The sequence below is a fragment of the Devosia sp. SL43 genome (genome assembly GCF_021729885.1).
GTDB lineage: Bacteria > Pseudomonadota > Alphaproteobacteria > Rhizobiales > Devosiaceae > Devosia.
In genome coordinates this window covers 3777221-3802216 of sequence record NZ_CP063401.1, presented here as the reverse complement: position 1 = coordinate 3802216, position 24996 = coordinate 3777221, and the positions used below count along the sequence as shown (strand labels likewise).

The following is a 24996-nucleotide window of genomic DNA, read 5'->3' as shown; positions in this document are numbered from 1 at the left end:
TTCAACCTTTCAATGCGCCGTCTGAGATGCCGCGGACGAACCAGCGTCCCGAGACGAAATAGACGAGGAGTGGGATGGCGGCGGACAGCATGGTGGCCGCCATGTTCACGTTGTATTCCTTCTCGCCGTACTGGCTGGTCACGATGGAACTGAGAAGGACGGTCATGGGCTGGTTGTCGCGGCCGGCGAAGATCAGGCCGAACAGGTAGTCGTTCCAGGCGCCGGTGAACTGCAGGATGACGCCGACGATCACGATGGGGGTCGAAATGGGCAGCAGGACGTAAAAGAAGATCGACCAGAATCCGCCGCCGTCGATACGAGCGGCGCTGAACATTTCCTCGGGCACTGCCGCGTAGAAGTTGCGAAACAGCAAGGTCATGATGGGAAGCGTAAAGCCTGTGTGGATCAGAATGATGCCGGGCAAGGTGCCGAACAGGCCGGTGGCGGTCATCATCCGCACCAGCGGGAAGATAAAGACCTGGATCGGCACGAACGTGCTGACCAGCAGAAGCGTGAAGACGAGATTGGCACCCTTGAAGCGCCAGAACGAAAGCGCGTAGCCGTTGATCGCACCCAGCACGAGCGGGAACAGCGTGCCCGGAAGGGCGATCTTGAACGAGTTCAACAGACCCGGTCGCATACCCTCGCAGATGCGCCCTGTACAAGCGCCCGACCATGCCTTGATCCAAGCGTCGAATGTCAGCGCCTGCGGCCAGGCAAAGATATTGCCGGTGCGGATTTCAGCCATCGGCTTTAGAGACGTCACGATCATGACGTAGACCGGCAGCAGGAAGAACAACGCTGTCAGCACCAGAAAGATGTAGAGCGCGATCCGTGAAGCCGAAACACGACCAGGTTTGCGACCGTCGGGAATGATTGCGGTGGTCATCAGTGAGCCTCCCCTGCAGTGCGTGCGCGGCGGAATAGGAAGATGGCGAAAGGCACACCGACCAAAAGGCAGATTGCGAGGAGCATGACCGTGGCAGCGGCAGTGGCCTGGCCAAGGTTCGAGCGCTGGAACAGCATGTCCATGACGTATTTGGCTGGAACTTCGGTGGCTGTCCCGGGCCCGCCGCCGGTCATGACGACCACGAGGTCATAGATTTTGATGGCGGTCAGTGAGAGTAGGACGGCCGCGGTTGCGATCATGGGCTTGATCATGGCCGGGATGACGTGGACATATACCTTCCAGCGCGCCACGCCTTCGATCCGGGTCGCATTCCAGATGTCCTGGTCGATACCGCGGAGCCCTGCCAGCATGATCACCATGCCGAGGCCAGTCGCCTGCCATACGCCAGCGCCGACTAAGGCATAGATCGCCGTATCCTGACGCGTCAAGAAATCGAACCGGAAGCCGGCAACACCCCAACTGCGAACTGCAGCCTGGACGCCATAGGTCGGATCGAGAACCCATTGCCATACAATGCCGGTGACGACAAAGCTCAGAGATGCGGACATCAGGAAGATGGTGCGGAAACCATCCTCGAACCGGATGTTCTGATCCAGCAATACCGCTAGTAGGTATCCCAGCATTAAGCAGCCGCCGATGAAGAGCAGGCCGAATACGGCGACATTGAATACTGCCGCCTGCCAGAGGTTGGATGAGAATAACCGCGCATATTGTTCCATTCCAACGAAGTCGTTGGAGGGCAGCAATTTCGAGCCGGTGAAGGACGTCCAGATAGTCCAGCCAAGACCAAAGCAGAGGACAACGACGACGAAAAAGATGGTCGGCGCCATCGCCACGACGGCTGGCAATTTGCGTAAGCGTATGGGTAAGGCCATGACAGACTCCATCAAGCCACGACTTTGCGGTCAGGCGAGGATCAGGAGGTCGGCGGGCCGGGGGGACCCGCCGATGCGAACTAGATGGAGGTGCTAGTTCGTTGATTGAAAGGTGCTCAGGACGGAGGAGACCAGGCTTTCAGGCGCCGCAGAGTCATCGCTCCAAAACTGACCGATCGCGTCCTGCAGGCCGGTTCGGCGGTCTGGGGACATGACATAGGATAAGCCCGGCAGGCGCTTTGCCGGATCCTGCAGGACCGCCATAGCCTTCTGCGTGCAAGCGTCCATTTGACTGACGTCGGTATCGAGGGTTGCTGGCATGGAACCCTTGGCGATGTTGAATGCCACCTGGGTTTCGGGTTCGAGCATGGTTTGTGCCAGCAAAAGCTGACCGCCCCGTTCAGCATCGTCCTTGGGGAACAAGAACATGTCGCCGGTGAGAATGATTGCATCATTTTGCGGACCGAGCATGCAGCCGTATTCGACGTCGGCAGTCTGACCGGCCGCCGTAAATTCACCCTTTGCCCAGTCGCCCATGACCATCATCGCAGCCTGACCGGTCGCCACCATGTTGACGGCTACGTTCCACTGGCGGCCCGGGCTGCCTTCATCGTCATAGTCACGCAAGCGTCCGAAGATTTCAGCAGCCTGCTTGAAGCCGTCTGAGTTGATGGCGGCCTCGTAATTTTCGCCCTGCATCTGCAGATAGACATCCGGGGCGACACCGGCGAGGACCTTGTAGAACAAGATAGCAAGCTGCCAGTCCTGACCACCGACGGCCAATGGAATGATGCCAGCTTCCTTGATCTTGTCCATACCCGTGAACAGATCGTCATAAGACTGCGGCTCGGCGATACCAAGGTCCGAGAAGACCTTCTTGTTGTACCAAAGCCAGACTTCGGACTGAGAGTTGATCGGCGCGCCGTAGACGTGACCGTCGCGCGTGATCGAATTCCACACGAAGTCGGCAAGACGATCCTTCCAGTTGTTGTCGGCGGCCACCTGATCGATGTCGGCCATCAGACCGGCAGCATAGAGTTCGTCGAGATCCGTGGACTGCATCTTGGCGGCGCCCATCGGGTCCCCAGCGACAATCCGTGTGATCGCAGGAGCAACAGAGTCCCCCGGCACGGCGAAGTCGATCCACTTGCCACCTTTTGCCTCGAATGCAGACGCAATCGCATTGAGAGCCGCAGACTCACCGCCTGACACCCAATTGGAATAAACCTCGACGCTTAGGTCGTCCTGCGCACGGACGGACGTTGACACGAGCAAAGCAGTTAGGCCGCACAACGCGGACTTTGCGTAGATATGCATTCCCTTTTCCTCCTCAGGAATGGAACCACCGGCCCATCTGGCCGTGAATGGCGCCCGCCCCGCCTGATGTCCCAATCCTCTTTGAGGCATCACCACATGATGGTATGGTAAGGCTACGTCACCTAAGTGTAGTATCGTTACTACAACCACTTTGCAATAGCGTTCTTGCAGTCTATTGATCGATAGCGGGTTCGCTCAACGCGGACGGGAGAAGTAATGAGTCGGCACAAGAAAACGACGCTGGCGGACATCGCTGCAGAGACTGGTTATGGCACAAACACCGTCTCACTGGCCCTGAGGGGTAGCACGCGCATCTCCCAAGAGGCGCGCGACGTCATTGCCAAGGCAGCGCGGGACCTCGACTATGTAACTAACAATTCCGCCAAATCGCTGGTCACCAAAAAGAGCCACACCGTCGGAATGCTGGTCGAGTACCTGACGAACCCGCAGCCCACGGCCGTGGCTACGGCACTTGAACGAGAGATGGCTGAGCGCGGATATGGTGTATTGTTCGCGACAAGTAGCACTCCGGAGCAGGAAACCGCCGCTATCGACATGTTTCGCCGCAATGGCGTCGATGGTCTGCTCATCTATCCGGTAGACCATACCAATTTAGATCACCTCCGCCGGCTACGAGACCGCAACTTCCCGATCGTAATGTTGGTAGGCATGCGCGACACCGGTCTCGATGCCGTCGGAGTGGACGAGTTCCAGGCCTCCTACGACGCTACCACACACCTAATCGCCTTGGGACATAGCAAGATTGGCGCACTCGGGCCCCTGGCGGACAAGCCGCTCAAGATCGAGGGGTACAAGCATGCCCATCGTGTCCATGGTCTTCCACTCGACGACCATCAGATCTGTGAGCCCATCGGTTTCAGCATGGCCGCTGGCTATGAGGCAATGGAACGGTTGAATCAACGAAAGCTCGGACTGACGGCACTTTTCGCCACTGGCGATATGTACGCATTGGGCGCAATGCATTGGGCCAAGGTCAATGGCGTGGATGTGCCGGAGCAACTCTCTATCGTCGGTTACGACAACATAGAATTCGGGGAGTTCTCACATACATCTCTGACGAGCGTGCGAAACGATGGGGCCACTCTCGCAAAGGCGGCAGTCGAGCAGCTCATGCAACTGATCGAATCAGACACCAAGCTGCCTCCACCGACCTTGAACCTACTGCCTGGTGAACTGGTCATAAGAGAAAGCTCGGCACGACCAGGTGGGCGCTCTTGGGTCGATGGCGAAGCGAACTATCGCTTGAAATGTGCTGAAACTGGCAAATAGAGCGGCCGATCTAGTTCACATGTCTCATTTGGGGTCGAAAGCAGAACAACGGTCCCCGGCGGAGGCCCCCCTACCCCACCCGATCCAGATACCGCTTCTTGCTCGGCTGCAGGTGATCCACGCAGAGCTGCGCCAGCACCCAGTTGTCGCGCCCCTTGAGCATTTCGATCATCAGCCGGTGATGCTCATGCGCAATGCGCAGCGAGTCGGTATTGCCCATTGAGTTGGCCCGCACCGGCAGGCTGAGCCGCATATAGAGCTCGATCGACTGCACCAGGTGACTGTTCCCGCACGCCCCGAACAGCGTCAGGTGAAAGCGGTCATTGGTCTCATGCACCCCGCGCAGGAACCCCGCCTCGATATGCCGTCCATGCTCCTCGTGGATCAGGTTGAGCTCGTCGATCAGGCCCTGCGGCGCTGGCAACGGGATCCACAGCGCCGCCTGCCGTTGCAACAATTCGCGCACATCGTAGATTTCCTGCACCTGCCTGGAGGTCAGCGACCGCACCGTGGCGCCGCGATTGCGCTCGCGCACCACGATACCCATGGCTTCCAGTTGCACCAGCGCCTGACGGGCAAAGTGCCGCGTGACCGCAAAGCGGGCGAGCAGTGTGTCTTCGGTGAGGCGCGTACCCGGCGCCAGGCGCCCGAAGATGATGTCTTCCTCCAGGGCGCGGGCGATACTCAGGTCATCATGCTCAAGATTGGCTTTTTCGGTGGTTTCCAAGATCGACTCCGCACGCGTAGCTCCAGTCTATAGCGGATTTTTCGTCGGGTCGAATTGCGACAATGCGTAGATATCCTCGACCAGCTTGAGGGTGGCCAGATTGTCGGCCGGCGCAGTTTCGAACGCCTCGTCTCTATCGAGGCTATCGAGAAAGTGTGCAATCGCTGCATCATACGAACCCTGATAGGTCGCATCGGCGTCAAACGTTTCGTCGCGCTGTTCGGCACCAACTGCCGTCAGTCGATTGCCATCCAGCTCAAGCGTCCCCTTGCTGCCCATTATGCGCACGCGGTCGCGCGGGATTGGCGGCAGGCCATGCACAGCCAGGTTGCCGAGCACATGCACCAGCACGCCGTCACTCCGCCGCCGTAGCGTGATCGCCGCGACATCCTCGGCCACGATGTCATCGTTGGTCCGCTCCAGGCGAGCGGCCACCACGTCCATCTCGCCCAGCAGATAGCGCAGCGTATCGAGCTGATGGATCAGCACCTCCATCACCAGCAACCTTTGCTGCTTCCGAAAGAACGGCTGCCGCACCAGCGCTGGCCGGTCGCCATCAACCAGGATCATGCCGCCAGACATGAAATCGAGACTGACCTGCCTGATGTCGCCGGCCAACCCCTCATCCAACCATTGCTTCATCCGCCGATACCAGGCGCGGAACCGCCAGTTCTCATGCACCATCAGCCGCGGCGTGCCTGACAATCCGGCCACCAGCGCCTCGGCCGCCCCGTACGTGGTCGCCAACGGCTTCTGGCACAGTATGTCGATGCCAGCAGATGCGACCAGACTTACCAGCTCGGCATGGTATTCCCGCGGGGCCGCGATATCGACAATGTCGAGCTCTTCCGCCGCCAGCATAGCGGCTGCGTCGGCATAGGTTCTTGGAATGCCGAAGGCGTTCGCCCGCTGCTGCCGCGCCTGGCCCGATGGGTCGGCTATGGCGACCAACTCGATGCGGTGCCCCTGTTTTTGCCAGGCCGGCAGGTGATAGGCCGTCACCCACCCTGCCCCGACAATCCCGACTCTTCGGCGTTTCACCACGAACGCTCCTCAAACTTTGTCGTCATTTTTGTCAATAATCTTGAGCTATAGCAACCCGCTCTCCGCAAGTTATCGGGCAATTTCTGCGAAATTGTACACGAACCCTTCGCTTCTTTATTGACAATATGCCCAAGCACCTTAGTTTGTCGGCAAGGCGAACGGTCAGTGATAGGGCCGGTCCCGGGAGGTATGCCTTGTCGAACGGACTGCGCCGGAAGCTCACCAGTTACGGGGATCAGGGCTTTTCCCTGTTTCTGCGCAAGGCGTTCATCAAGGCCATGGGCTATTCCGACGACGCGCTCGATCGCCCCATCGTCGGCATCGCCAATACCTATTCCGATTATAATCCCTGCCACGGCAATGTGCCCCAGCTGATCGAAGCCGTGAAGCGCGGCGTCATGCTCAATGGCGCGTTGCCGATGGTCTTTCCGACCATTTCCATCCACGAAAGCTTCGCCGCCCCCACATCCATGTTCCTGCGCAACCTGATGGCCATGGAAACCGAGGAAATGATCCGCGCTCAGCCGATGGACAGCGTCGTCCTCATCGGCGGCTGTGACAAGACCCTCCCCGCCCAGATCATGGCCGCCGCCTCGAGCGAAATTCCGGCCATCTTCCTGCCCACCGGCCCGATGGAAACCGGTCACCACAAGGGCGAGCGACTCGGCGCCTGCACCGATTGCCGCCGCATGTGGGGCCGTTTCCGCGCCGGAGAGATCGACGAATCCGAGATCGCCGAAGTGAACAACAAGCTCGTGGCGTCCGTCGGCACCTGTACCGTCATGGGCACCGCCAGCACCATGGCCAATCTCACCGAGACTATGGGCCTGTGCCTGCCCAAAGCCGGCTCCGCCCCCGCCACCGATTCCGAGCGCGTTCGCCTCGCGGAGGCCACTGGCGCCGCTGCTGCCAAGCTGGCGGCCGAGGGCGGCAAGACCGTGCGCGAGTTGCTGACGCCATCGGTCATCCGCAATGCGCTGGTCGCCCTGCAGGCCATGGGCGGCTCGACCAATGCCGTGGTCCACCTCGCCGCCATCTGTGGCCGCCTCGGCTTCAAACTCGATCTCGCCGAGCTCGATGCGATCGGCCAGAGGGTGCCGCTGCTGGTCGACCTCCAGCCCTCGGGCCAGCATTACATGGCCGAGTTCCACAAGGCCGGCGGCGTCCCCGCCATGCTCAAGGAAGTCCGCGCCGAACTCGATCTCACCGCTCCTACCGTCTATGGCGGCTGCATTGGCGACGTGGTCGATGCGGTCATCGACGAACCCGGCCAGACGGTCATCCGCACCATCGCGGCGCCGCTCAAGCCGATCGGCACCCTCGCTGTGCTCAAGGGCAACCTCACCCCGCGCGGCGCCGTCATCAAGCAGTCGGCGGCCTCGAAAACCCTGATGCAACATACCGGCCGCGCCGTGGTGTTCGACAGCGTCGAGGACATGACCAACCGCATCGACAGCGACGACCTCGACGTCACCGCCGATGACGTTTTGGTCCTGCGCAATGCCGGCCCCAAGGGTGCGCCCGGCATGCCGGAAGCCGGCTACCTGCCCATTCCGCGCAAGCTGGCCCGCCAGGGCGTCAAGGACATGGTGCGCATTTCCGACGCCCGCATGAGCGGCACCGCCTTCGGCACCGTCATCCTCCACATCTCGCCCGAAGCCGCCGATAATGGCCCGCTCGCCATCGTCCGCACGGGCGACACCATCACGCTCGATGTCCCCGCCCGCCGCATCGATCTCAATATCGACGCTGCCGAGTTCGACCGCCGCATGGCCGCCCTGCCCCCGGTTGCCGCCGGCCCCACCCGCGGATACGCCCAGCTCTACCACGAACACGTCATGCAGGCCGACGAAGGCGCCGACTTCGATTTCCTGCAGGCGCCGCTGTGATCGCGGACGCCGAAGCGCCGCTTTGCCTCCCGCCTCTGCCGCTGACCCGGCAACCGGCCGTACCTCTGCCAGCAGGCACCGTCGACACGCACTTCCACGTCTTCAAGCACGGCGCGCCACTCAACACCCCGCGCAGCTACACCCCGCAAGTTCTGACGCTGACGGACTGGCGGCAAATCGCCTCCGCCACTGGCATAGCGCGCGGCGTTCTGGTGCAGCCCAGCGTTTATGGCTTCGACAATTCCGTGCTCCTCGAGGCCCTCGCCACGGACCCGGCCAACCTGCGCGGCGTTGTGGTCCTGCCGCAGGAAATCTCGCTCGGCGAGCTTCGCCAGTTGGACCGCCTCGGCGTTCGTGGCGTCCGCATCAACACCCGCAACAAAGGTGGTTTGCCCTTTGATGCGGTCGCCGATTTCGCTGCGCCGCTGGCCGACCTTGGCTGGACTCTGCAATTCCAGGTCCGCCCAGAACAGTTGCCCGCAATTACCGATCTCGCGCCGACCCTCGGCGCGCCTGTCGTCCTCGACCACCTCGGCTTCATTCCGCTGGGGGCACCTGACACCGAGACGCGTGTCACCAACCTCCAGCGCCTGCTCGACACGGGACGCGCCTACGTCAAGCTCAGTGCTCCCTACAGGCTCGGCGACCCCACTGCCTTCGCCCAGATCGCCACGCGCCTCGTCCAATCGCACCCAACGCGCTTGCTCTGGGCCACCGACTGGCCCCATACCGAGCTCTGGGCCGACATGCCCGACGATGCCGACCTCATCGATGCCGCTTTCGGCTGGTTCAATTCCGACGCCGTCCGCCAGACGGTCTTCGTCGACAATCCACAATCGCTGTTTTTCTAAGACTTGGAGCTCAACATGGCAGTCCTCAACGAAGAGGCCAAAGGCGTCTACGTGATCGCGGTGACTCCTTTCACCGATACGGGCGCACTGGACCTCGAGAGCATCGACTCCATGGTCGAATTCTATGAAGGCGCTGGCGTCACTGGCATCACTGTGCTCGGCCAGTTGGGCGAGGCCCCCAAACTCACCGCAGCGGAATCTGCGCAAGTCGTCGACCGCGTGCTCAAGCGCCTCAATGGCCGCCTGCCGGTCGTGGTCGGTGTCTCCGCCCCCGGTCTGGCACCGATGACCGAGCTGGCCAATACCGTGATGGATCAGGGCGCAGCGGGCGTCATGGTCGCCCCGCCCTGGACCACCAAGACCGACGACCAGGCCTATGCCTTCTACCAGTCGGTCGGCGAAGCGCTCGGCTCGATACCGTTCGTGTTGCAGGACTATCCCCTAACGACCAACGTGACCATCGTCCCCAAGGTCATCGACCGGATCATCAGGGACGTCCCCAATTGCGTCATGCTCAAGCATGAGGATTGGCCGGGCCTCTCCAAGATCACCGCGCTGCGCGCCTCCAGCGACAAGGGCGAGACCCGCCGCATATCCATCCTCTGTGGTAATGGCGGCTTGTTCCTGCCCGAGGAAATGGCGCGCGGCGCCGATGGCGCCATGACCGGCTTCTGCTACCCAGAAATGATGGTCGGCGTGGTCAACGCCTTCGCCCAAGGCAATGTCGATCGCGCCCACGAAATCTTCGCCGCCTACCTGCCGCTTGCCCGCTACGAGCAGCAGCAGGGCATCGGCCTTGCCGCCCGCAAATACGTGCTGGCCAAGCGCGGCGTCATCAGGTCCGGCGCGCTGCGCAAGCCGCGCCCAACCATGAGTGCGCTCGATGTCGCCGATGTCGAACGCCTGCTGACGGCCCAGGCCAAGCGCCTGGCGGAGATCGGCGCATGAAGCTCGGTCTCCAAGGCAAAACGGCGCTCGTCCTCGGCGCCAGCAAGGGCCTCGGCGCCGCCATCGCGGTGGCACTGGCCAATGAGGGCGTGCGCGTTATCGGCGCGGCACGGGGTGTCAATGACATCACCGCGCTCGACGCAAAGGTCGACAAGACCAACGGCGGTCGCATCGAAGCGCGTGAACTCGACCTGTCCAAATCCGGCAGCGTCGCCGCTCTAGCCGAAGCGCTCATCGCCGAGGGCGGCGTCGATATCCTCATCAACAATTCCGGAGGCCCCGCCCCCGGCGAAGCCCGCTCGGCCCCGCTGGACGCCTGGCAGTCAGGCTTCGACAGCATGATCGCTAGCGTCATCGACCTCACCCAGCGACTGCTGCCAAAAATGGTCGAGCGAAACTGGGGCCGTATCATCACGCTGACCTCGTCCGGCGTCGATGCCCCCATCCCCCGCCTCGCCGTCTCCAACGGCCTGCGGCTGGCGCTGGTCGGCTGGAGCAAGACGCTGGCGACCGAAGTCGCGGGGAATGGCGTGACGGTCAATGTGATCGTACAGGGTCGCATCCATACCGATCGGGTGGACCAGCTCGACGAAGCTGCAGCGAAACGCGGTGACACGACGGTCGAGGCTATCCGCAAGGCGTCGATCGCGACCATACCCGTCGGCCGCTATGGCAAGCCGGAGGAACTGGCCGATGTGGTGACGTTCCTGGCCAGCGAGCGGGCCAGCTATGTCACAGGCAGTCGCATTCGCGTCGACGGCGGGATGATCAAGTCAAACTAAGCTTCTGCAACGTATGACCACCGTGTGATTGCTGCTGCGGCGACCGACAGCTATTCCGCCGGCTCGGCGATGCCGTTGGCAGCGTCGAGCTCCCGCTCGAGCCGAGCTTCTTCCTCCGCCTTTGGCTTGCTGAAGCGCGCCAGCAGGAGGTAGGCGACGGGCGTCAAATAGAGCGTCGAGATCGCTGCAAAACTCAGTCCACCAACCATCACCCAGCCCAGGGCTGAGCGGGCTTCAGCGCCGGCTCCCTTGGCCAGAACCAGCGGCAAACCACCCAGAATGGTGGCGATCATGGTCATCATCACAGGGCGCAGCCGGATGTTGGAGGCCTGCTCGATGGCCTCGGCCACCGAGAGACCCTTGTCGCGCAGCTGGTTGGCGAATTCGACGATCAGGATGCCGTTTTTGGCCATGATGCCCACCACGAGCACCAGTCCGATCTGGCTGAAGATATTGAGACTTCCCCCCGTGACCAGCAGCGCATAGAGCGCCGCCGCCACGCCGAAAGGCACGGTGGTCATGACGATGATTGCGCTCCACAGGCTTTCGAACTGGGCGGCCAGCACCAACAGGATAATCACCAGCGCAAAGCCGAAGGTGATGAAGAGGCCGCTGGTGGCATCGCCAATGGTCTTGGCTTCGGCCAGGGGAATGATCGAGACCCCCTCGGGCAGAATGGGGCGTGCCATGTCGAGCACCTGGTAATAGGCATCGCCAAGCGCCAGGCCACCATCCAGGCTGGCCGTAACGGGGACGGCCCGCCGCTGTTCCTCGCGCCGCAGCGACGGCGGCACGGCCGCTTCGGTGATGGTGGCGATGGTCGACATCGGCACGTAGCGGCCATCAGCCGTCTTGACGAACAGGCTTTCGAGATCGCGCGGATCGTTGACCGGATTGCTGCTCGACACCATGCGGACGGTGTAGCTAGTGTCGTTGATAAACACGTTGCCGACGTCGCTGCCGTCGATCATGGCCTGCATGGTGGTCGCCAGGCCATTGATATCGATGCCCAAGGCATCCGCATTGGCGCGATCGACCGTCAGTGTGAGCTGTGGTTGAGTGGTGTCATAATTCACGGTCACGCGCCCGAAACGACCGTCTTCCTCAAGGCGATCGGCGATGGTCTGCGCAGTTTCGGCGAGCACCGCATAGTCCGAACCGACCACGGCAAACTGCAGGCCGGAACCGCCGCCACGAATGCCCAGGCTATTGCCCTGCCCCACCGAAGCCCGCACGCCGGGCACCTGCGCCATGAGCGCGGTAATGTCGGCAGCGATCTGCTGCTGGCTGCGTTCGCGCTCACCCCATGGCGCCAGCGTCAAGGTCAGCGAGCCGCCGCTGCCCCAGCCTGACAGCACAAAGATCGACTGCACTTCGCCACTGTCGACGAAAGGCTGCAGCATGGATTCCACGCGCGAGAGCTGGGTGCGGATATAGTCGAGGCTGACCGTATTGGGTGCCTGGACGCGCAGCTGGATCTGCGAGCGATCCTCAGGCGGCGTGATTTCCTGGCGCAGGTTGCCATAAACAAAGAAGGCGGAGCCGGCGAACAGCAAGGCGATGAGCACCACCACGAAGGGATTGCGCAAGGCGATCTTGAGCGTGGCACGATAGATGCCCGCGAACCCGCGCCCGATGGCGCCCACAACACCGCCATGCTGATACTCTTCGTGCGGCTTGAGGAAACGCGAAGCGATCATCGGGCCCATGGAGAGGGCGACGACAGAACTGAGCAGGACCGCGATGGCCAGGGTGAAGCCGAATTCGCGGAACAAGCGTCCGGTCTGGCCGTCGAGAAACGATAGCGGGATGAACACCGCGCTCAGCGTCAGCGTGGTGGCGACGACAGCGAAAAACACCTCCTGCGTGCCGAGCACCGCAGCGGCACGGGGACCGGCGCCCAGTGCTTTGCGGCGCACGATATTTTCCAGCACCACGATGGCGTCGTCGACCACGAGGCCGGTGGCCAGGACCAAAGCGAGCAAAGTGATGATGTTGAGCGAGAAGCCGGCGAGATAGATGCCGGCTACGGCGCCAAGCAATGCAATGGGCATGGAAAGGGCCGGCACGATGGTGGCGCGCCAATCGAGCAGGAAGAGGAAGATGACCGCCACCACCACGACGAGCGACACGACAAGCGCGATCTCGACCTCGTGCAATGCACCATCGATGAAGATGGCATCGTCGCTCGACACCTTGATATTGACGCCTTCGGGCAGCGTCTCGTTGAGAGTATCGACGGCGGCGTGGATGCCTTCGGAAATCTCGATCGTGTTGGACTGCGCCTGCCGCACGATGCCAAGGCCAATGCCGGGCCGTCCATCTGAACGGAGCGAGGATGTGCTGGCGGCGGCATCGAAAACCACTGTGGCGACATCGCCGAGCAGGGTCCGGCCATTGATGACGATGCGCTCGAAATCCTGCGGCGTCGTCACTTCGGAAATGGCCCGGACCGAGATGTTCTGGTTGGGGCCGTTGATCGAGCCGGCGGGGGTATCGAGGGCGATGGTGGACAGCGCGTTGCGCACATCGGCCACGGTCAGCCCGAGGCTCGCCAGCTTCAGCGGATCGACATCGATCTCGAAGGCGGTGTTGCGCGTGCCATAGACCTGGACTTCGGCAACGCCATCCACAGCGCCGAGGCGTTCGGAGATGACGCCCTCGACCAGTTCGCTGAGTTGACCGACCGAAAGTGTGTCGGAGGTCACGGCGAGTTGGATGACCGCCTGGGCGTCGCTGTCAGCCTTGAAGATGGTGGGATCTTCGACGCCATCAGGCAGGCCACGGGTGGCCCGGCTCAGGGCGTCGCGGACGTCAGATGTGGCGGTGTCGAGATTGGTGCCGTCGGCAAACTCGAGAGTGACGCGGCTGTTGCCGGTCGAGGAGCTGGACGAGATGGCAGTGACGCCCTGGACACGCGCGACGGCGCCCTCGACTACGGCTGTCACCTCGCGATCCACAGTTTCGGCGGCGGCCCCGGGAAAGCTGGTCGAGATGGACAGCACAGGTTGCTCGACGCTGGGAAGCTCGCGCACCTCGGCGCCCAGCAAGGCGGCGAGGCCGGCAACGACGATCAGCGCGTTGATGACGACCGCCAGCACCGGGCGACGAACGAACAGAGCTGCCAGAGTGCCACCACGTTCGTTCTTCTGGGCAATCGACATGGCTAGAGCTCCGAGGCTGCAGTGCTGGATGGAGCGCCATCCGGGCCGTCGAGCAAGGTCACCTCGGCGCCTTCGCTGAGCTGCAAAATGCCCTCGGTGATGATGGCATCGCCGGGCCTGAGATCGCCCCGCACCAGCACGCCGTCGCTATTGCGCTGTACGATTTCGGCCATGACCCTGGTGGCCTTGCCGGCATCGTATTTCCAGACATAGGAGCCCTCTGCCGACCACAGGATGGCCAGCGGATTGACCGTTGGGTATTGTTCGCCCGAGAAGCGCAGCGCGACCGAGAAGGACATGCCAGCGCGCAGGGCTGCGTCGTCATTGGGGATTTCGGCCTGCACTTGAAGCGTGCGGCTGGCCGGATCGATGCGATTATCGATGGCGCTGACCTGGCCTTCGAAATTGCGCCCCGGCAAGGCGATCGCCGTGACGGTGACCGGCGTATCGATGGCGATGGCAGCGGCGTAGCGCTCGGGCACCCAGAAATCGACCAGGATGGCGGATGTATCGTCTATGGTCGTGACTGTCGTCTGGGCAGGCACATAATTGCCTGCAGTGACCCGGATGAGGCCGACTGTACCAGCTATAGGGCTGGTGATGGTGCGGCGAGCCAGATCGACCTCAGCGTTACGCAGTTCGAGGTCGGCATTGGCGGCGGCGAGCTGGGCGGCGGTCAGTGCCGTGGTGGCGACGACGTTGGAGCTGGCGAGACCCTCGGTGCGGGTCAGGGTCGCCGTGGCGTCCTCTACGGCGAGCTTGGCACGATCGAGAGCGATCTGTTCAGCCTCGGCATCAAGCCGGGCGATGACGTCGCCGGCTGCGACCACCTGACCCGGTCGCACCAGCACCTCGGCAAGGTTGCCGCCCGACGGGGACGATACCGTCACCGAGCTGGCTGCAGTGCCTTCGCCGATAGCATTGAGCGTATCGTTTATGGTCGCCATGGTGACTGATGTGGTGACGACATTGGTCTGGCGATTGGTACCGCCCGGGCGACCGATCGGTCCACCAGCCGGCCGAGCGCCAGGACCACTTGCCGTCGCTTCCGCAGCGGGCGGGCCGAAGGGTAGAACAATGCCATAGCTGGCAAGGGTCGCGGTGGAACCGGGAACAAACATTATCCAAGCCACCGCCGCGGCAGCCAGAACGCATAGGGATGCCACAAGCTGCCGGATCAAGCGCTGGACCTCGAAGATTAAGAGATGAGCCGGTGTATCGGCGAATATGCGGCAAACCTTAGCAGCGCCACGATTTTCCACATATTACAATCCCGTAATGTCGCAACGATGTTACGGGGTTGGCCTCAGTTAAGGCCCAGGCCGTAGATGTCATCGATGCGGCCGATCTGCGCGGCGAGCAGATGTTCTGCGACGGTCAGCTCATACTGTAGGCCCGACAGGCGAATCCTGGCCTCGGCCAAGGCGTTCTGGGCCGTCAGCAGATCGAAGATCGACCGTTCACCCAGATCGCGCTCGGTCTTGATGCCTGTCAGTACGGTGCGAGACCGTTCCAGCGCTTCGTAAGCCAGGGACAGGCTGCCGCGCGTGGTCTGGAGACGGGCATAGGCGCTCTCAATGCCTGCCGTAACGCCGAGCTGCGCGGCGCTGACTTCGAATTCGGCGGCCTGCGCTTCGAGCGCGCGTTGCTGCACGGCAGCCTCGGTGCCGAAGGCGAAAGGGACTTCGAGGCGGAGCAAAGCGCTGGCCTCGGGTGAGGCGGAGACGGTGTTGAACATATCGCCCGACGCGCCGGCGCTCAGGTCGAGCGACAGGTCTGGGCCGAAGCTGGCTTTCACCGAGCTGGTGGTGAAGTTGGCCGCAATTGCGAGGGCGAGGCGCTGGGCCAGTTGCGGGTTTTCCTGGATGGCGATGGCCGAAGCCGCCGCCTGGTTTGACGGCAGGAAGCGCGCGATTGAGCCGGCATTGCCGACATAGTTCGGGGCTTGGCCGGCTATGCGGGCGAAACTTTCGCGCGCCTGGATGCGGGCAGCTTCGGCGGCCTTGAGCTCGATCTCGATCTGGGCGAGCTGCGCTTCGACCTGGTCGGTATCGACCTTGCTGGCGGTGCCTGTGTCCCGCTCGCTGACGATGGCGGCGAGCAGGTCCTGCATGGCGGCATATTGCACGCGACGGGCATCGAGCGTCTCTTCGGCGCGGCGGATCGAGGCCGCCGCGGCAACCAGATCGACCAGCGTGGCCGCGAGTTCGTCCACCGCCGCGAGGCGTGCTGCTTCGGACATGGCCGACTGCGCTTCGGTGGCAAAGCCGGCGCTATTGCCGTCATAGAGGGGCACGGAGACGCGCACGCCATAGGCGTATGGCGTGTTGTTGTCGGAGCCGGCGGCAATGCCAGCCTCGCCGAAGAATGCGCCGCTGGGCAATTGCGCCCCGGCAGCGGCGTCGACGCCATATTGCTCGGCATGCCAGCGCGCGGCAGCGGCCTGCACGGCGTCCGATTTCTGCACGGCATTGCGGATCATTTCGGCAAAGCTGCTGGAGAAAGCCTCTGATGGCATGACGTGGATATAGCTGGTCGCCGTCATCGATGGGCGGAGCCCGATCTGTTCGGCCAGAGCGGGAGCGCTGCACAGAGCGAGGCCCGCCAGCGCGCCGATGCGGCACGCCATGGCGAGGCTAACGGACGACCACAGGCTGGACCGCTTTGCGCGCATGCGTCACATTTCGATGATTATGGTTAATGCCGCGATAATGCCGTCGCACCGGGCGCGAAAAACCCGTGAGTCTCCGCCGTTTACCCTGGTGGTTTACCTTTTGTTGAGGACTTGATTTCGCCCGCACCGCCCTTGGCCTAAGCCTGATGGCTCAAGGCAGGAGCGGCGGCACCTCATGTTCGGACTCAAGCGCGGACCACTCGACAGCCTGTTCCGGGATGCCACCGGCTGGCTCTGGTTGTTTTCGACCGCCGTCAACATCCTTATGCTGGCCTCGCCCATCTACATGACGCAGGTCTATAGCCACGTACTGCCGGGGCATGGCTTCGAGACGCTCATATACCTGACGCTGCTGGTGACGGCTGCATTCGCCGTCTACGGCCTGCTGGAATCGGCCCGCTCGATCATCGCGCAAAAGCTGAGTGCTCGGTACGAGCTAGCGGCAACGCATGCGTTGCTCGAGGGCGGTCTGGCGGCCGATGCTGGCACCGACATCGCAGACGCGGTGCGCCAGGCCGGCGTGGCTCGGCAAGTCCTGTCGAGCCGAACGTTTCTGGGGCTCTACGACCTGCCCTTCGCGCCGTTGTATTTCCTGGTGCTGTTTTTCGCTCATCCCCTGCTCGGCGCCGTTGCGCTGGCCGGCGGCGCGATCCTGGTCGGCATCGCCGTGCTCAACAACACGGCGCTGGGCGATACCAGCCAGCGTGGCTCGGCGCATCAGTCGCAAGCAAGTCGCTATGCGGCGGCGGCGCTCAACCACAGCGAAGACGTCAGGGCCATGGGCATGGCGCCGCAGATGATCGGCCGCTGGGAGCAGCAGGCCATCGCGGCATCGGCCGCGGCCGACGAGGCAGGGTCGGTCAATGCGTATTACATGGGTCTCACCCGTTTCGTGCGGCAGGTGCTGCAGATCCTGATGCTGGGCATCGGCGCCTATCTGGTGCTGATCGGACAGATGTCGGCCGGGCTGATCTTTGCCGCGTCGCTGTTGTCGGGGAAGGCGCTGGCGCCGATCGAGCAGATGATCGGCGGCTGGCGGCAGCTGCTGCAGGGTATTGCGGCGCATGAGAAGGTCAGCGCCGTACTGGTCGCGCTGGAGGCAAAGGCGCAGACGCCGTCTATCGAGCTGCCGGAGCCCACGGGTCGATTGACGCTGGAAGCGGTTGGCTTCGACGTGCCGGAGAAGCTGGGCAAGCGGGCCTTGCTCAGCGAAGTGAGCATGGTGGTCGAGCCCGGCGAAATCACCGCGGTCATGGGGCCGAGCGGCGCCGGCAAGTCGACGCTGGCGCGGCTGATCGCCGGCATTGCCGCGCCCACCAGCGGCCATGTGCGGCTCGATGGCTTTGACCTGGCACAATGGCCGACCGACCAGCGCGGTGCGGCGATGGGCTATCTCGGGCAGGAAAGCGAGCTGCTCGATGGTACCGTGGCGCAGAACATCGCGCGCTTTGCCGAAGGAGTGCCGGACCTAGCCATCATCACCGCGGCGCAACGCGCCAATGCGCATGAATTCATCGCCCGGCTGCCCGATGGCTATATGACGCGGCTCGGTACCGGCGGCATTCGCCTGTCTGGCGGCCAGGCCCAACGCATCGGCCTGGCACGGGCGCTGTTCGGCGAGCCGAAGCTGCTCGTGCTGGACGAACCCAATGCGCATCTCGACAGCGATGGCGAACGTGCGCTGATCGATGCGCTCGCGGCCGAAAAAGCGCGTGGCCGGGCGATCGTGGTGGTTTCGCAACGCAACTCGATCCTAGCCGTTGCCGACCGGGTGGCGCTGGTCCGCGACGGGCGGCTCGAATCCTGCCGGCCGGCGCGCGACGTCTTCCCCAGGGCCATGAACAGCCAGGACGGCGCCCGCATCACCGCGCATGCCGCCAACCATCGCCGGACCTACACGCCGGCACAGCACTCACAGGCGGGAGACGTCTGATGGTCGAGCTTGCCCCTGACTACACCGCACTGCGCCACCGCGTGACCGACTTCTCCGCCACTACCCGCCTTGGCGGCCTGGTGATAGGCGCCTTTATGGCTGTGTTCGGCGTCTGGACTGTTGTCGCGCCGATCTCCGGCGCCGTCATCGCACCCGGTATCGTGGTGACAGATGGACGCACGCAGATGCTGCGCTACGACCGTGGCGGGGTGATTGCCGCCATCAACGTTGCCGAAGGTGACCGGGTCGCGGCCGGTGACGTGATTGCGGTGATGAGTCCCGAGGCCGAGAAGGCTGCACTGGGGCAGCTCACGGCACGACTGGCAGTGCTGGACGTGACGCTGGCCCGGCTGGCCGCCGAGCGCGACGGGCAGGATTTCCCGGCCGATCTCACGACCCGGTTTGCCGGCTATGATGCGGGCCTCGTGACCAGCGTCATCGCAGGGCAGCAGGCCGAGCACGCCCAGCGCGCAGTGCGGCGCGCCGCCGACCAGTCGGTCATCGCGGCACAGCGACAGGCATTGGTCGAGGATCGCGCGGGGCTCGTTGGCGAACGCGATGCCCTGCTCAGTCAGTCGGCGAGCCTGGCCGAAGATCTGGCTCTACGCCGGGCGGCCGCAGCAGATGGTTATGGCCGTGCCGCGCAGTTGCGCGAGCTGGAGCGCGAGGATGCGCGGATTGCCGGCAGCCTAGCGCGGCTGGATGGGCAGCTCAATTCGGTCGATGAGCAGCTTGCCGAGATGGATGCACGGCTTGCCTCGCTCGACGCGACCTTTGCGCAGGACGTGGCCATGGAACTGGCCAAGCTTGGGGCGGAGCGGCTGGAACTCTCCGATCAGCTCGAAGCTGCCACTGTCGCGGTGGATCGCGTCGAGGTGCGGGCCGATCAGCCCGGTATCGTCGACAAGCTGCATGTGAATACGGTCGGTAGTGCCGTCGAACCCTATGCCGTCATCGCCGAGATCGTGCCGGACGACCAGCCGGTGCTGATCGAGGCCAAGGTCGCACCGATCGAGATCGATGACATCGCTGTTGGTCAGATGGCGGACATCGTGTTTTCCGGCCTCAGCCGCAAGGATGACGCCCCGCTCGAAGCTGAGGTCGTGTTCGTCTCGCCGGACAGCCATGTCGATGAACGGACCGGAGCCCGCTACTTCACCGTGCGCCTCGATCTCAGCCGCGAAGCGCTCGCGGGGCTGCCCCCGACTGGGCCTGGCATGGCGGTCGAGACCTACTTCCGCAAGCCGAACCACACGTTGCTGCAATATCTGCTCGCACCGTTGACCGACAGTTTCGGGAAGGCTTTTCGATAAAGCACCATCAATTAACCAAGTCTATTATGGTTACCAATTGATTACTTGCGGATGCGTTAGCGTCTCCGACGAAGTGCGCGTAAATCTCCTGACTAAAATGTTCGTACTACGGGATTTCCTGTAGATCGCAGCGGAGGCAGGGATGACTGGCACGATCTATCTAGGCGCCAACGAATACAGCGTCGGCGAGCGCGAAGGCTTCGTTACGATCACCATCAAGCGTGATGGCGACACATCCGGCGCCGTGGCGGTCTCCTACGCGACCAACCCGGATGGTGCGACCCCCGGTCTGGATTATACCGCCATGAGCGGCAGCGCGGTGATCGCCGCCGGCGCGACCAGCACGACGATCCGTATCCCCATTCTCAATGATAGCCTGGGTGAAACCACCGAGAAGTTTAACGTGTCGCTGATCAACGTCGACAGCGGTACGCTGCTGTTTCCACGCACCACGCTGGTGTCGATCCTCGACGACGAAAATCCCGTAGTCGAGCCGAGCAATCCGCCGCAGACCTCGCCGTACACGGTCAAGACTGTCGATGCGGTTACGGGTCTTGACGGTCCTATGCAGATCGAGTGGATCGAGGACACCAACCTGGCGCTGGTCTCCGAGAAGGAAGGCCGCATCAAGATCGTCAATTTCGATACCGGCACGATGGTCTCGACGCTGCTCGACATCACCGGCAAGGTCAACTCCGATGCCGATCGCGGCCTGCTCGACATCGCGTTGCATCCCGATCTCGAGAACAATCCCTATCTCTACGCCTATTACGTGGTCGATCCGGCCGACGTGAAAGCGTCGGGCGCGGCAAGCGCCGACAACCTGGGCAACCGCTATGCCCACCTGGTGCGCTACGAGCTCGACATGTCGGGTGCCGTGCCCACCATCAGGCCGGGCAGCGAGACTGTCATGCTGGGTGGCGCGGGCACCTCGCTCAACGATATCTCGGGCGGCGGCGCGCTCGACTACACCGACCCCATTCACTCCGACAAGCGCGCTTCGGACGTCAATGCCGACGGCACCTACAAGCAGGACTATATCAAGGTCGACTCGCGCTCCCATGCCGGTGGCGCCATCGCCTTCGGACCCGACGGGGCGCTCTATGTCTCGACCGGCGACGGTACGTCCTACAACTATGCCGACCCACGCACGGCTTCGGTGCAGAACGTCAACAGCCTGTCGGGCAAGATCCTGCGGATCGATCCGATCACCGGCGACGGATTTGCCGACAATCCCTATGCCACTGCCAACCTCGACGCCAACGCCTCCAAGGTCTGGCAGATGGGCCTGCGTAATCCCTATGCGATGACCTTCACCGACGATGGCCGCATTATGATCTCGGAGACCGGCTGGTACTCCTGGGAAGAGATCAATTCGGGTGGCAAGGGCGCCAATTACGGCTGGCCCTACTACGAGGGCGCCGACAATGGCGAGATCAACAAGACGCCGGGCTACCAGACCATGCCGGGCGCCAGCCTGTTCTATACCAATGTGGCCAATGGCACGATCGTTGTAACGCCAGCTTTCCGCGCGTTCTCGCATACGGGCAGCGATCCGGGCTACCAGATGTCCGCCATCGTGGGCGGCACGTCGGTCTATGATGGCGACAAGTATCCCGAGATATTCAAGGGCGACTATTTCTTCTCCGACATCGTCGATGGCGACATCTTCACGGTCGACGTCAACGACCGCACCAAGATGCAGTACGTCACCAATATCGGCACCTATCACGCCGTGAGCTTTGTCGAGGGCCCGGACGGCTACGTCTATTATTCCGACATTACCGGCAACAAGATCGTCCGCCTCGAGATCACCGATCCCAACGCCGTGCCGAACCGCGCGCCCGTCGTGGCCAATGCGATTGCCGATACGACAGGCACGGTCGGCACCGCGCTGTCGATCACGATCCCGGCCACAGCCTTCTCCGACCCGGATGGCGACAGCCTGGAACTGGCGGCAAGCCTGCCCAGCGGTCAGGCCCTACCGAGCTGGCTGACCTTCAACGCCGCCACCCGCACCTTCGCCGGTACACCGCCTGCCGGACAGACCGGACCGATCGATATCCGCGTCACTGCCGTCGATCCGGATGGGGCGACGGTCAATGACGTGTTCCGACTGACCATTGGCGGCACGGCGACCAATCAGGCGCCGATCGTTGCTACACCTGCCGCAGATCAAGGGGCCACGGTGGGCGTCAACTGGAGCTACAAGCTGCCGGCAGGCACCTTCGCCGATGCCGACAATGATGCGCTAAGCCTCGTCGCGGCGCAGGCCAACGGCCAGGGGCTCCCAAGCTGGGTAGCGTTCAACGCCCAGACTGGCACGTTCTCGGGCACGCCGCCATCAGGTGTCAGCGGCACCTTTACGTTCCGCGTGACGGCAACCGACCCCAAGGGCGCCGCAGTCAGCGACGACTTCGTGCTGACAGTCAACACCGCCGCCGAAACGGTGGTCAACGATGTGGCCAGCCAGAACCAGTTCCTCACCGGCGCCACCACCAATGATGTGTTCCGCTATGCCGGCTCTTCCAGCCTCTATCAGTGGGGCGCGACCGAGGACGGCCAGAGCATCGTGGTGTGGACGCGCTCGGCCACCGACAACACCTACGATGTGCTAACAGGCTTCGAGAAGCTGCGCTTCTCCGACAAGACGGTCGACCTCAAGGCGGCTGCGCCGGAAGGTCCGGACTATCTGGATATCGCCGACACGATCCAGACCCTGACCGGCAAGACGACTGCCGACCGCTTCATCATCAACGGCACATCCACCGACTATGCCTGGGGCAACACGGCAGATGGCAAGAGCCTGGTCATCTGGACGGTTTCGGCGACTGACGACACCTATGACGTGCTGACCGCCTTCGATCAGCTCGTCTTCACCGACAAGACGGTCTACCTGACCGGCACGCCGCCGGCCAATGCGGCGCCTGTGCTGGCCAAGCCCATTGCCGACTACTCGGTTCCCGCCTCGGGGGCGGGCATGGTGTTCACATACGCCATCCCCGCCGGCACGTTTACCGACGCCAATGGCGATACGCTGACCTATACCGCGACGCAGGCAGATGGCACCGCATTGCCGAGCTGGCTGACATTCGATGCCGCCAATGGCTTGTTCCGTGGCCAGCCGCCCCAGTTCAACACCGTCTCGGTGAAAGTCACGGCATCGGACGGCAAGGGCGGCACCGCCTCCGACGTCTTCGACATCGCCATGGCGGCCAACAACCCGCCTGTTGTGACCAATCCAGTGGCGGACCAGACCTTTGCGCCGGGCCAGGCCTTCTCGATCTCGCTGAGCCAGACCTTTACCGACGCGGATAACGATCCGATGCTGTTCTTCGTCACGCTGGCGGACGGCTCGGCGCTGCCCAGCTGGATCACCGTCAGCGACAATGGTCGTACCCTCAGCGGCACGGCGCCAGCCAGCGCCGCACCGCTGACGCTTAAGGTTTCGGCCAACGACCGCAATGGCGGCAGCGCCAGCGACGAGTTCGTCGTCAACGTGACCGGGCCCAATGTCGCGCCGATCGTGGCCAATCCCATCGTCGACAAAGTTACGGCCGAGGAGGCGCAGTTCACCTTCACCCTGCCGGCCAATACCTTCACCGATGCCAATGGCGACGCTATCACGCTGGCCGCCAGGACGGCGGCCGGCACAGCGCTACCGACATGGCTCAAATTCGATGCAGCCACCCGCACGTTCTCGGGCACTCCAAACGATGCCGATGTCGGCAAGCTGGCTGTTGAGGTGACGGCGAGCGACGGCAAGGGCGGACTGGTGACGGACAGTTTCGATCTGACCATAACCGCAGTCAACGATGCGCCCAGGCTGAGCCAGGCCATTGTCGACCAGACCGGCCAGTCGGGTGCGGAGTTCAGTTTCGCCCTGCCCTCCGCGACCTTCGTCGATGTCGACAATTCGACGCTGACCCTCTCGGCGACGCTGGCCGACGGCACGGCATTGCCCACCTGGCTCAAATTCAACGCCGCGACGGGCCTGTTCAGCGGCATCCCTGCCGATGCGCAGGTGGGGTCGCTCACCATCAAGGTCACGGCGAATGACCCCTCGGGCCTCAGTGCCAGCGACGAGTTCAAGCTGACGATCGGCGCCAAGCCGGGTGCCGAAACGCTCTATCAGAATACCACCGCCAACCAGAATATCGATGCTGGCGATGGCACGGACGTGTTCGTCCTGGGCGGCAATTCCAGCACCTATAGCTGGGGGCCAACGCAGGATGGCAAGGGCATCGTTATTTGGGACAGCAAGGGTTTCGACGTGCTGTTCAATTTCGAGGAGTTGCGCTTCACCAACAAGTCGGTGTCGGTCGCCTCGATCCTGGGCACGGGTGGCTCCGACATGATCGACGACCCCGAGAGCACCCAATATCTGGCGGGCAAAGGCACTGCCGACCGCTTCATCATCGATGCGCTCTCCACCGACTACGGCTGGGGCAAGACGGCGGACGGCAAGGGCGTGGTGGTCTGGCACAACGCTGGAGACAATGCCTTCGACATTCTGACCGGCTTCGAGAAACTGGTGTTCGACGATCGCGAAGTCGACATTTCGGGGCTTGGGCAGGTCTAGCGGGGCGCCCTGCCCCGCTTACGCGGACTGATCGAGCGCGTTTCGACTGGTCTGGACAAGCCGTCTGGATACGCCTTCGACGATGGCGATGTGGGCGCGCATGGCTGCTTCGGCACCGTTGCGGTCACCGCGCAGGATGGACTCTACGATTTCGCCATGCTCCTCGTGCGAGCGGCGAAGGCGGGGCAGGACGCCGAACTGGGCGCGGCGAAACGGCTGCAAGCGCTGGCGGGTGGAGCGGGTCAGTTCGGCAAGATAGCCATTGTGGGCGCCGTCGTAGATCGCACTGTGGAAGACATCATTGGCGACGCTGTAGTCCTCCGCATTGCCGGCGCGGACAAGCGCCGCCATCGCGGCATGGTGCCGGTCCAGCGCATCCCGCTCCGGCGCGGTCATGGCGACCGCACTCAACCCCGCACACAGCGCCTCGAGATGGCCCATGACCTCGAACATGCCGGCGAGGGTTGTGTCGTCGGGCTTGGCGACCAGCGCCTGGGCATGCGGCTTCTGGTCGATGAGGCCGCTCGCGGCCAGCAGGCGCAGCGCTTCGCGGATAGGCGTCCGCGACACGGAAAATTCGGTGGCGAGGCTGGTCTCGTCGAGCGGCGTCGCCGGGGCCAGTTCGCCGCTGATGATGCGGGCTGCCAGCTGCTGCCTGATATCCTCGGACGATGTACGGGGGCGCTTGAGCACGCTC

17 protein-coding genes are annotated in these 24996 nt (G+C 63.1%); 8 read left to right on the top strand and 9 right to left on the bottom strand.

Annotation, left to right across the window (positions count from 1 at the left end):
- Position 1 precedes the first annotated feature (1 nt).
- The 3 genes from IM737_RS18590 to IM737_RS18580 all read right to left on the bottom strand — a co-directional run bounded on the left by IM737_RS18590 (position 2) and on the right by IM737_RS18580 (position 3102).
- Positions 2-889, bottom strand: a complete 888-nt coding sequence (locus tag IM737_RS18590) for a carbohydrate ABC transporter permease (protein ID WP_236896599.1) — start codon at positions 887-889, stop codon at positions 2-4.
- On the bottom strand, positions 889-1785 hold the full coding sequence (locus IM737_RS18585; protein ID WP_236896598.1) for a carbohydrate ABC transporter permease: 897 nt from the start codon (positions 1783-1785) through the stop codon (positions 889-891). Before IM737_RS18585 ends, IM737_RS18590 begins: the two co-directional genes overlap by 1 nt.
- 93 nt (positions 1786-1878) lie before the next feature.
- Positions 1879-3102 carry an ABC transporter substrate-binding protein gene (locus IM737_RS18580; protein ID WP_236896596.1) on the bottom strand — a complete coding sequence of 408 codons (1224 nt, stop codon included), beginning with the start codon at positions 3100-3102 and terminating at the stop codon, positions 1879-1881.
- Positions 3103-3318: 216 nt separating this feature from the next.
- Here IM737_RS18580 and IM737_RS18575 point away from each other — a divergent pair, with 216 nt between their 5' ends.
- Complete coding sequence (locus IM737_RS18575; RefSeq protein ID WP_236896594.1) at positions 3319-4392, top strand: LacI family DNA-binding transcriptional regulator; 1074 nt, start codon at positions 3319-3321, stop codon at positions 4390-4392.
- 70 nt (positions 4393-4462) lie between these two features.
- On the opposite strand, the gene IM737_RS18570 is transcribed toward IM737_RS18575, so the two are convergent.
- Both IM737_RS18570 and IM737_RS18565 read right to left on the bottom strand, forming a co-directional pair.
- The gene (locus IM737_RS18570; RefSeq protein ID WP_442874218.1) at positions 4463-5122 is read right to left on the bottom strand and encodes a GntR family transcriptional regulator; all 660 of its coding nucleotides are present in this window, start codon (positions 5120-5122) and stop codon (positions 4463-4465) included.
- 24 nt (positions 5123-5146) lie between these two features.
- Positions 5147-6160 carry a Gfo/Idh/MocA family protein gene (locus IM737_RS18565; protein WP_236896590.1) on the bottom strand — a complete coding sequence of 338 codons (1014 nt, stop codon included), beginning with the start codon at positions 6158-6160 and terminating at the stop codon, positions 5147-5149.
- Positions 6161-6357: 197 nt separating this feature from the next.
- Here IM737_RS18565 and IM737_RS18560 point away from each other — a divergent pair, with 197 nt between their 5' ends.
- From IM737_RS18560 to IM737_RS18545, 4 genes are read left to right on the top strand one after another with little or no spacing between them, the layout of a single operon-like run.
- Positions 6358-8052: an IlvD/Edd family dehydratase gene (locus tag IM737_RS18560; RefSeq protein ID WP_236896588.1), complete on the top strand. Its 1695-nt coding sequence runs from the start codon at positions 6358-6360 to the stop codon at positions 8050-8052.
- Complete coding sequence (locus IM737_RS18555) at positions 8049-8903, top strand: amidohydrolase family protein (RefSeq protein ID WP_236896586.1); 855 nt, start codon at positions 8049-8051, stop codon at positions 8901-8903. Before IM737_RS18560 ends, IM737_RS18555 begins: the two co-directional genes overlap by 4 nt.
- Before the next feature lie 15 nt (positions 8904-8918).
- The gene (locus tag IM737_RS18550; RefSeq protein WP_236896584.1) at positions 8919-9851 is read left to right on the top strand and encodes a dihydrodipicolinate synthase family protein; all 933 of its coding nucleotides are present in this window, start codon (positions 8919-8921) and stop codon (positions 9849-9851) included.
- The gene (locus tag IM737_RS18545) at positions 9848-10633 is read left to right on the top strand and encodes an SDR family oxidoreductase (RefSeq protein ID WP_236896582.1); all 786 of its coding nucleotides are present in this window, start codon (positions 9848-9850) and stop codon (positions 10631-10633) included. Before IM737_RS18550 ends, IM737_RS18545 begins: the two co-directional genes overlap by 4 nt.
- A gap of 50 nt (positions 10634-10683) precedes the next feature.
- Here IM737_RS18545 and IM737_RS18540 read toward each other — a convergent pair whose 3' ends face one another.
- The 3 genes from IM737_RS18540 to IM737_RS18530 form a co-directional block, all read right to left on the bottom strand.
- Positions 10684-13797 (bottom strand): efflux RND transporter permease subunit, encoded by a 3114-nt coding sequence (locus IM737_RS18540; protein WP_236896580.1) that lies wholly within the window; start codon positions 13795-13797, stop codon positions 10684-10686.
- 2 nt (positions 13798-13799) lie between these two features.
- A complete protein-coding gene (locus IM737_RS18535) occupies positions 13800-14918 on the bottom strand; it encodes an efflux RND transporter periplasmic adaptor subunit (protein ID WP_236896579.1) in 1119 nt (372 codons plus the stop codon).
- 185 nt (positions 14919-15103) lie between these two features.
- Positions 15104-16471 (bottom strand): TolC family protein, encoded by a 1368-nt coding sequence (locus IM737_RS18530; protein WP_236896578.1) that lies wholly within the window; start codon positions 16469-16471, stop codon positions 15104-15106.
- A 175-nt stretch (positions 16472-16646) separates the two neighbouring features.
- On the opposite strand from IM737_RS18530, the gene IM737_RS18525 reads away from it, so the two are divergent.
- The 3 genes from IM737_RS18525 to IM737_RS18515 all read left to right on the top strand — a co-directional run bounded on the left by IM737_RS18525 (position 16647) and on the right by IM737_RS18515 (position 24299).
- Entirely contained in the window at positions 16647-18404 is a 1758-nt protein-coding gene (locus IM737_RS18525; RefSeq protein ID WP_236896577.1) for a type I secretion system permease/ATPase, read from the top strand.
- On the top strand, positions 18404-19717 hold the full coding sequence (locus IM737_RS18520) for an HlyD family type I secretion periplasmic adaptor subunit (RefSeq protein ID WP_236896575.1): 1314 nt from the start codon (positions 18404-18406) through the stop codon (positions 19715-19717). Before IM737_RS18525 ends, IM737_RS18520 begins: the two co-directional genes overlap by 1 nt.
- Positions 19718-19859: 142 nt before the next feature.
- Entirely contained in the window at positions 19860-24299 is a 4440-nt protein-coding gene (locus tag IM737_RS18515; RefSeq protein WP_236896573.1) for a putative Ig domain-containing protein, read from the top strand.
- 18 nt (positions 24300-24317) lie between these two features.
- Here IM737_RS18515 and IM737_RS18510 read toward each other — a convergent pair whose 3' ends face one another.
- Complete coding sequence (locus tag IM737_RS18510) at positions 24318-24992, bottom strand: GntR family transcriptional regulator (protein WP_236896571.1); 675 nt, start codon at positions 24990-24992, stop codon at positions 24318-24320.
- Positions 24993-24996: the final 4 nt, after the last annotated feature.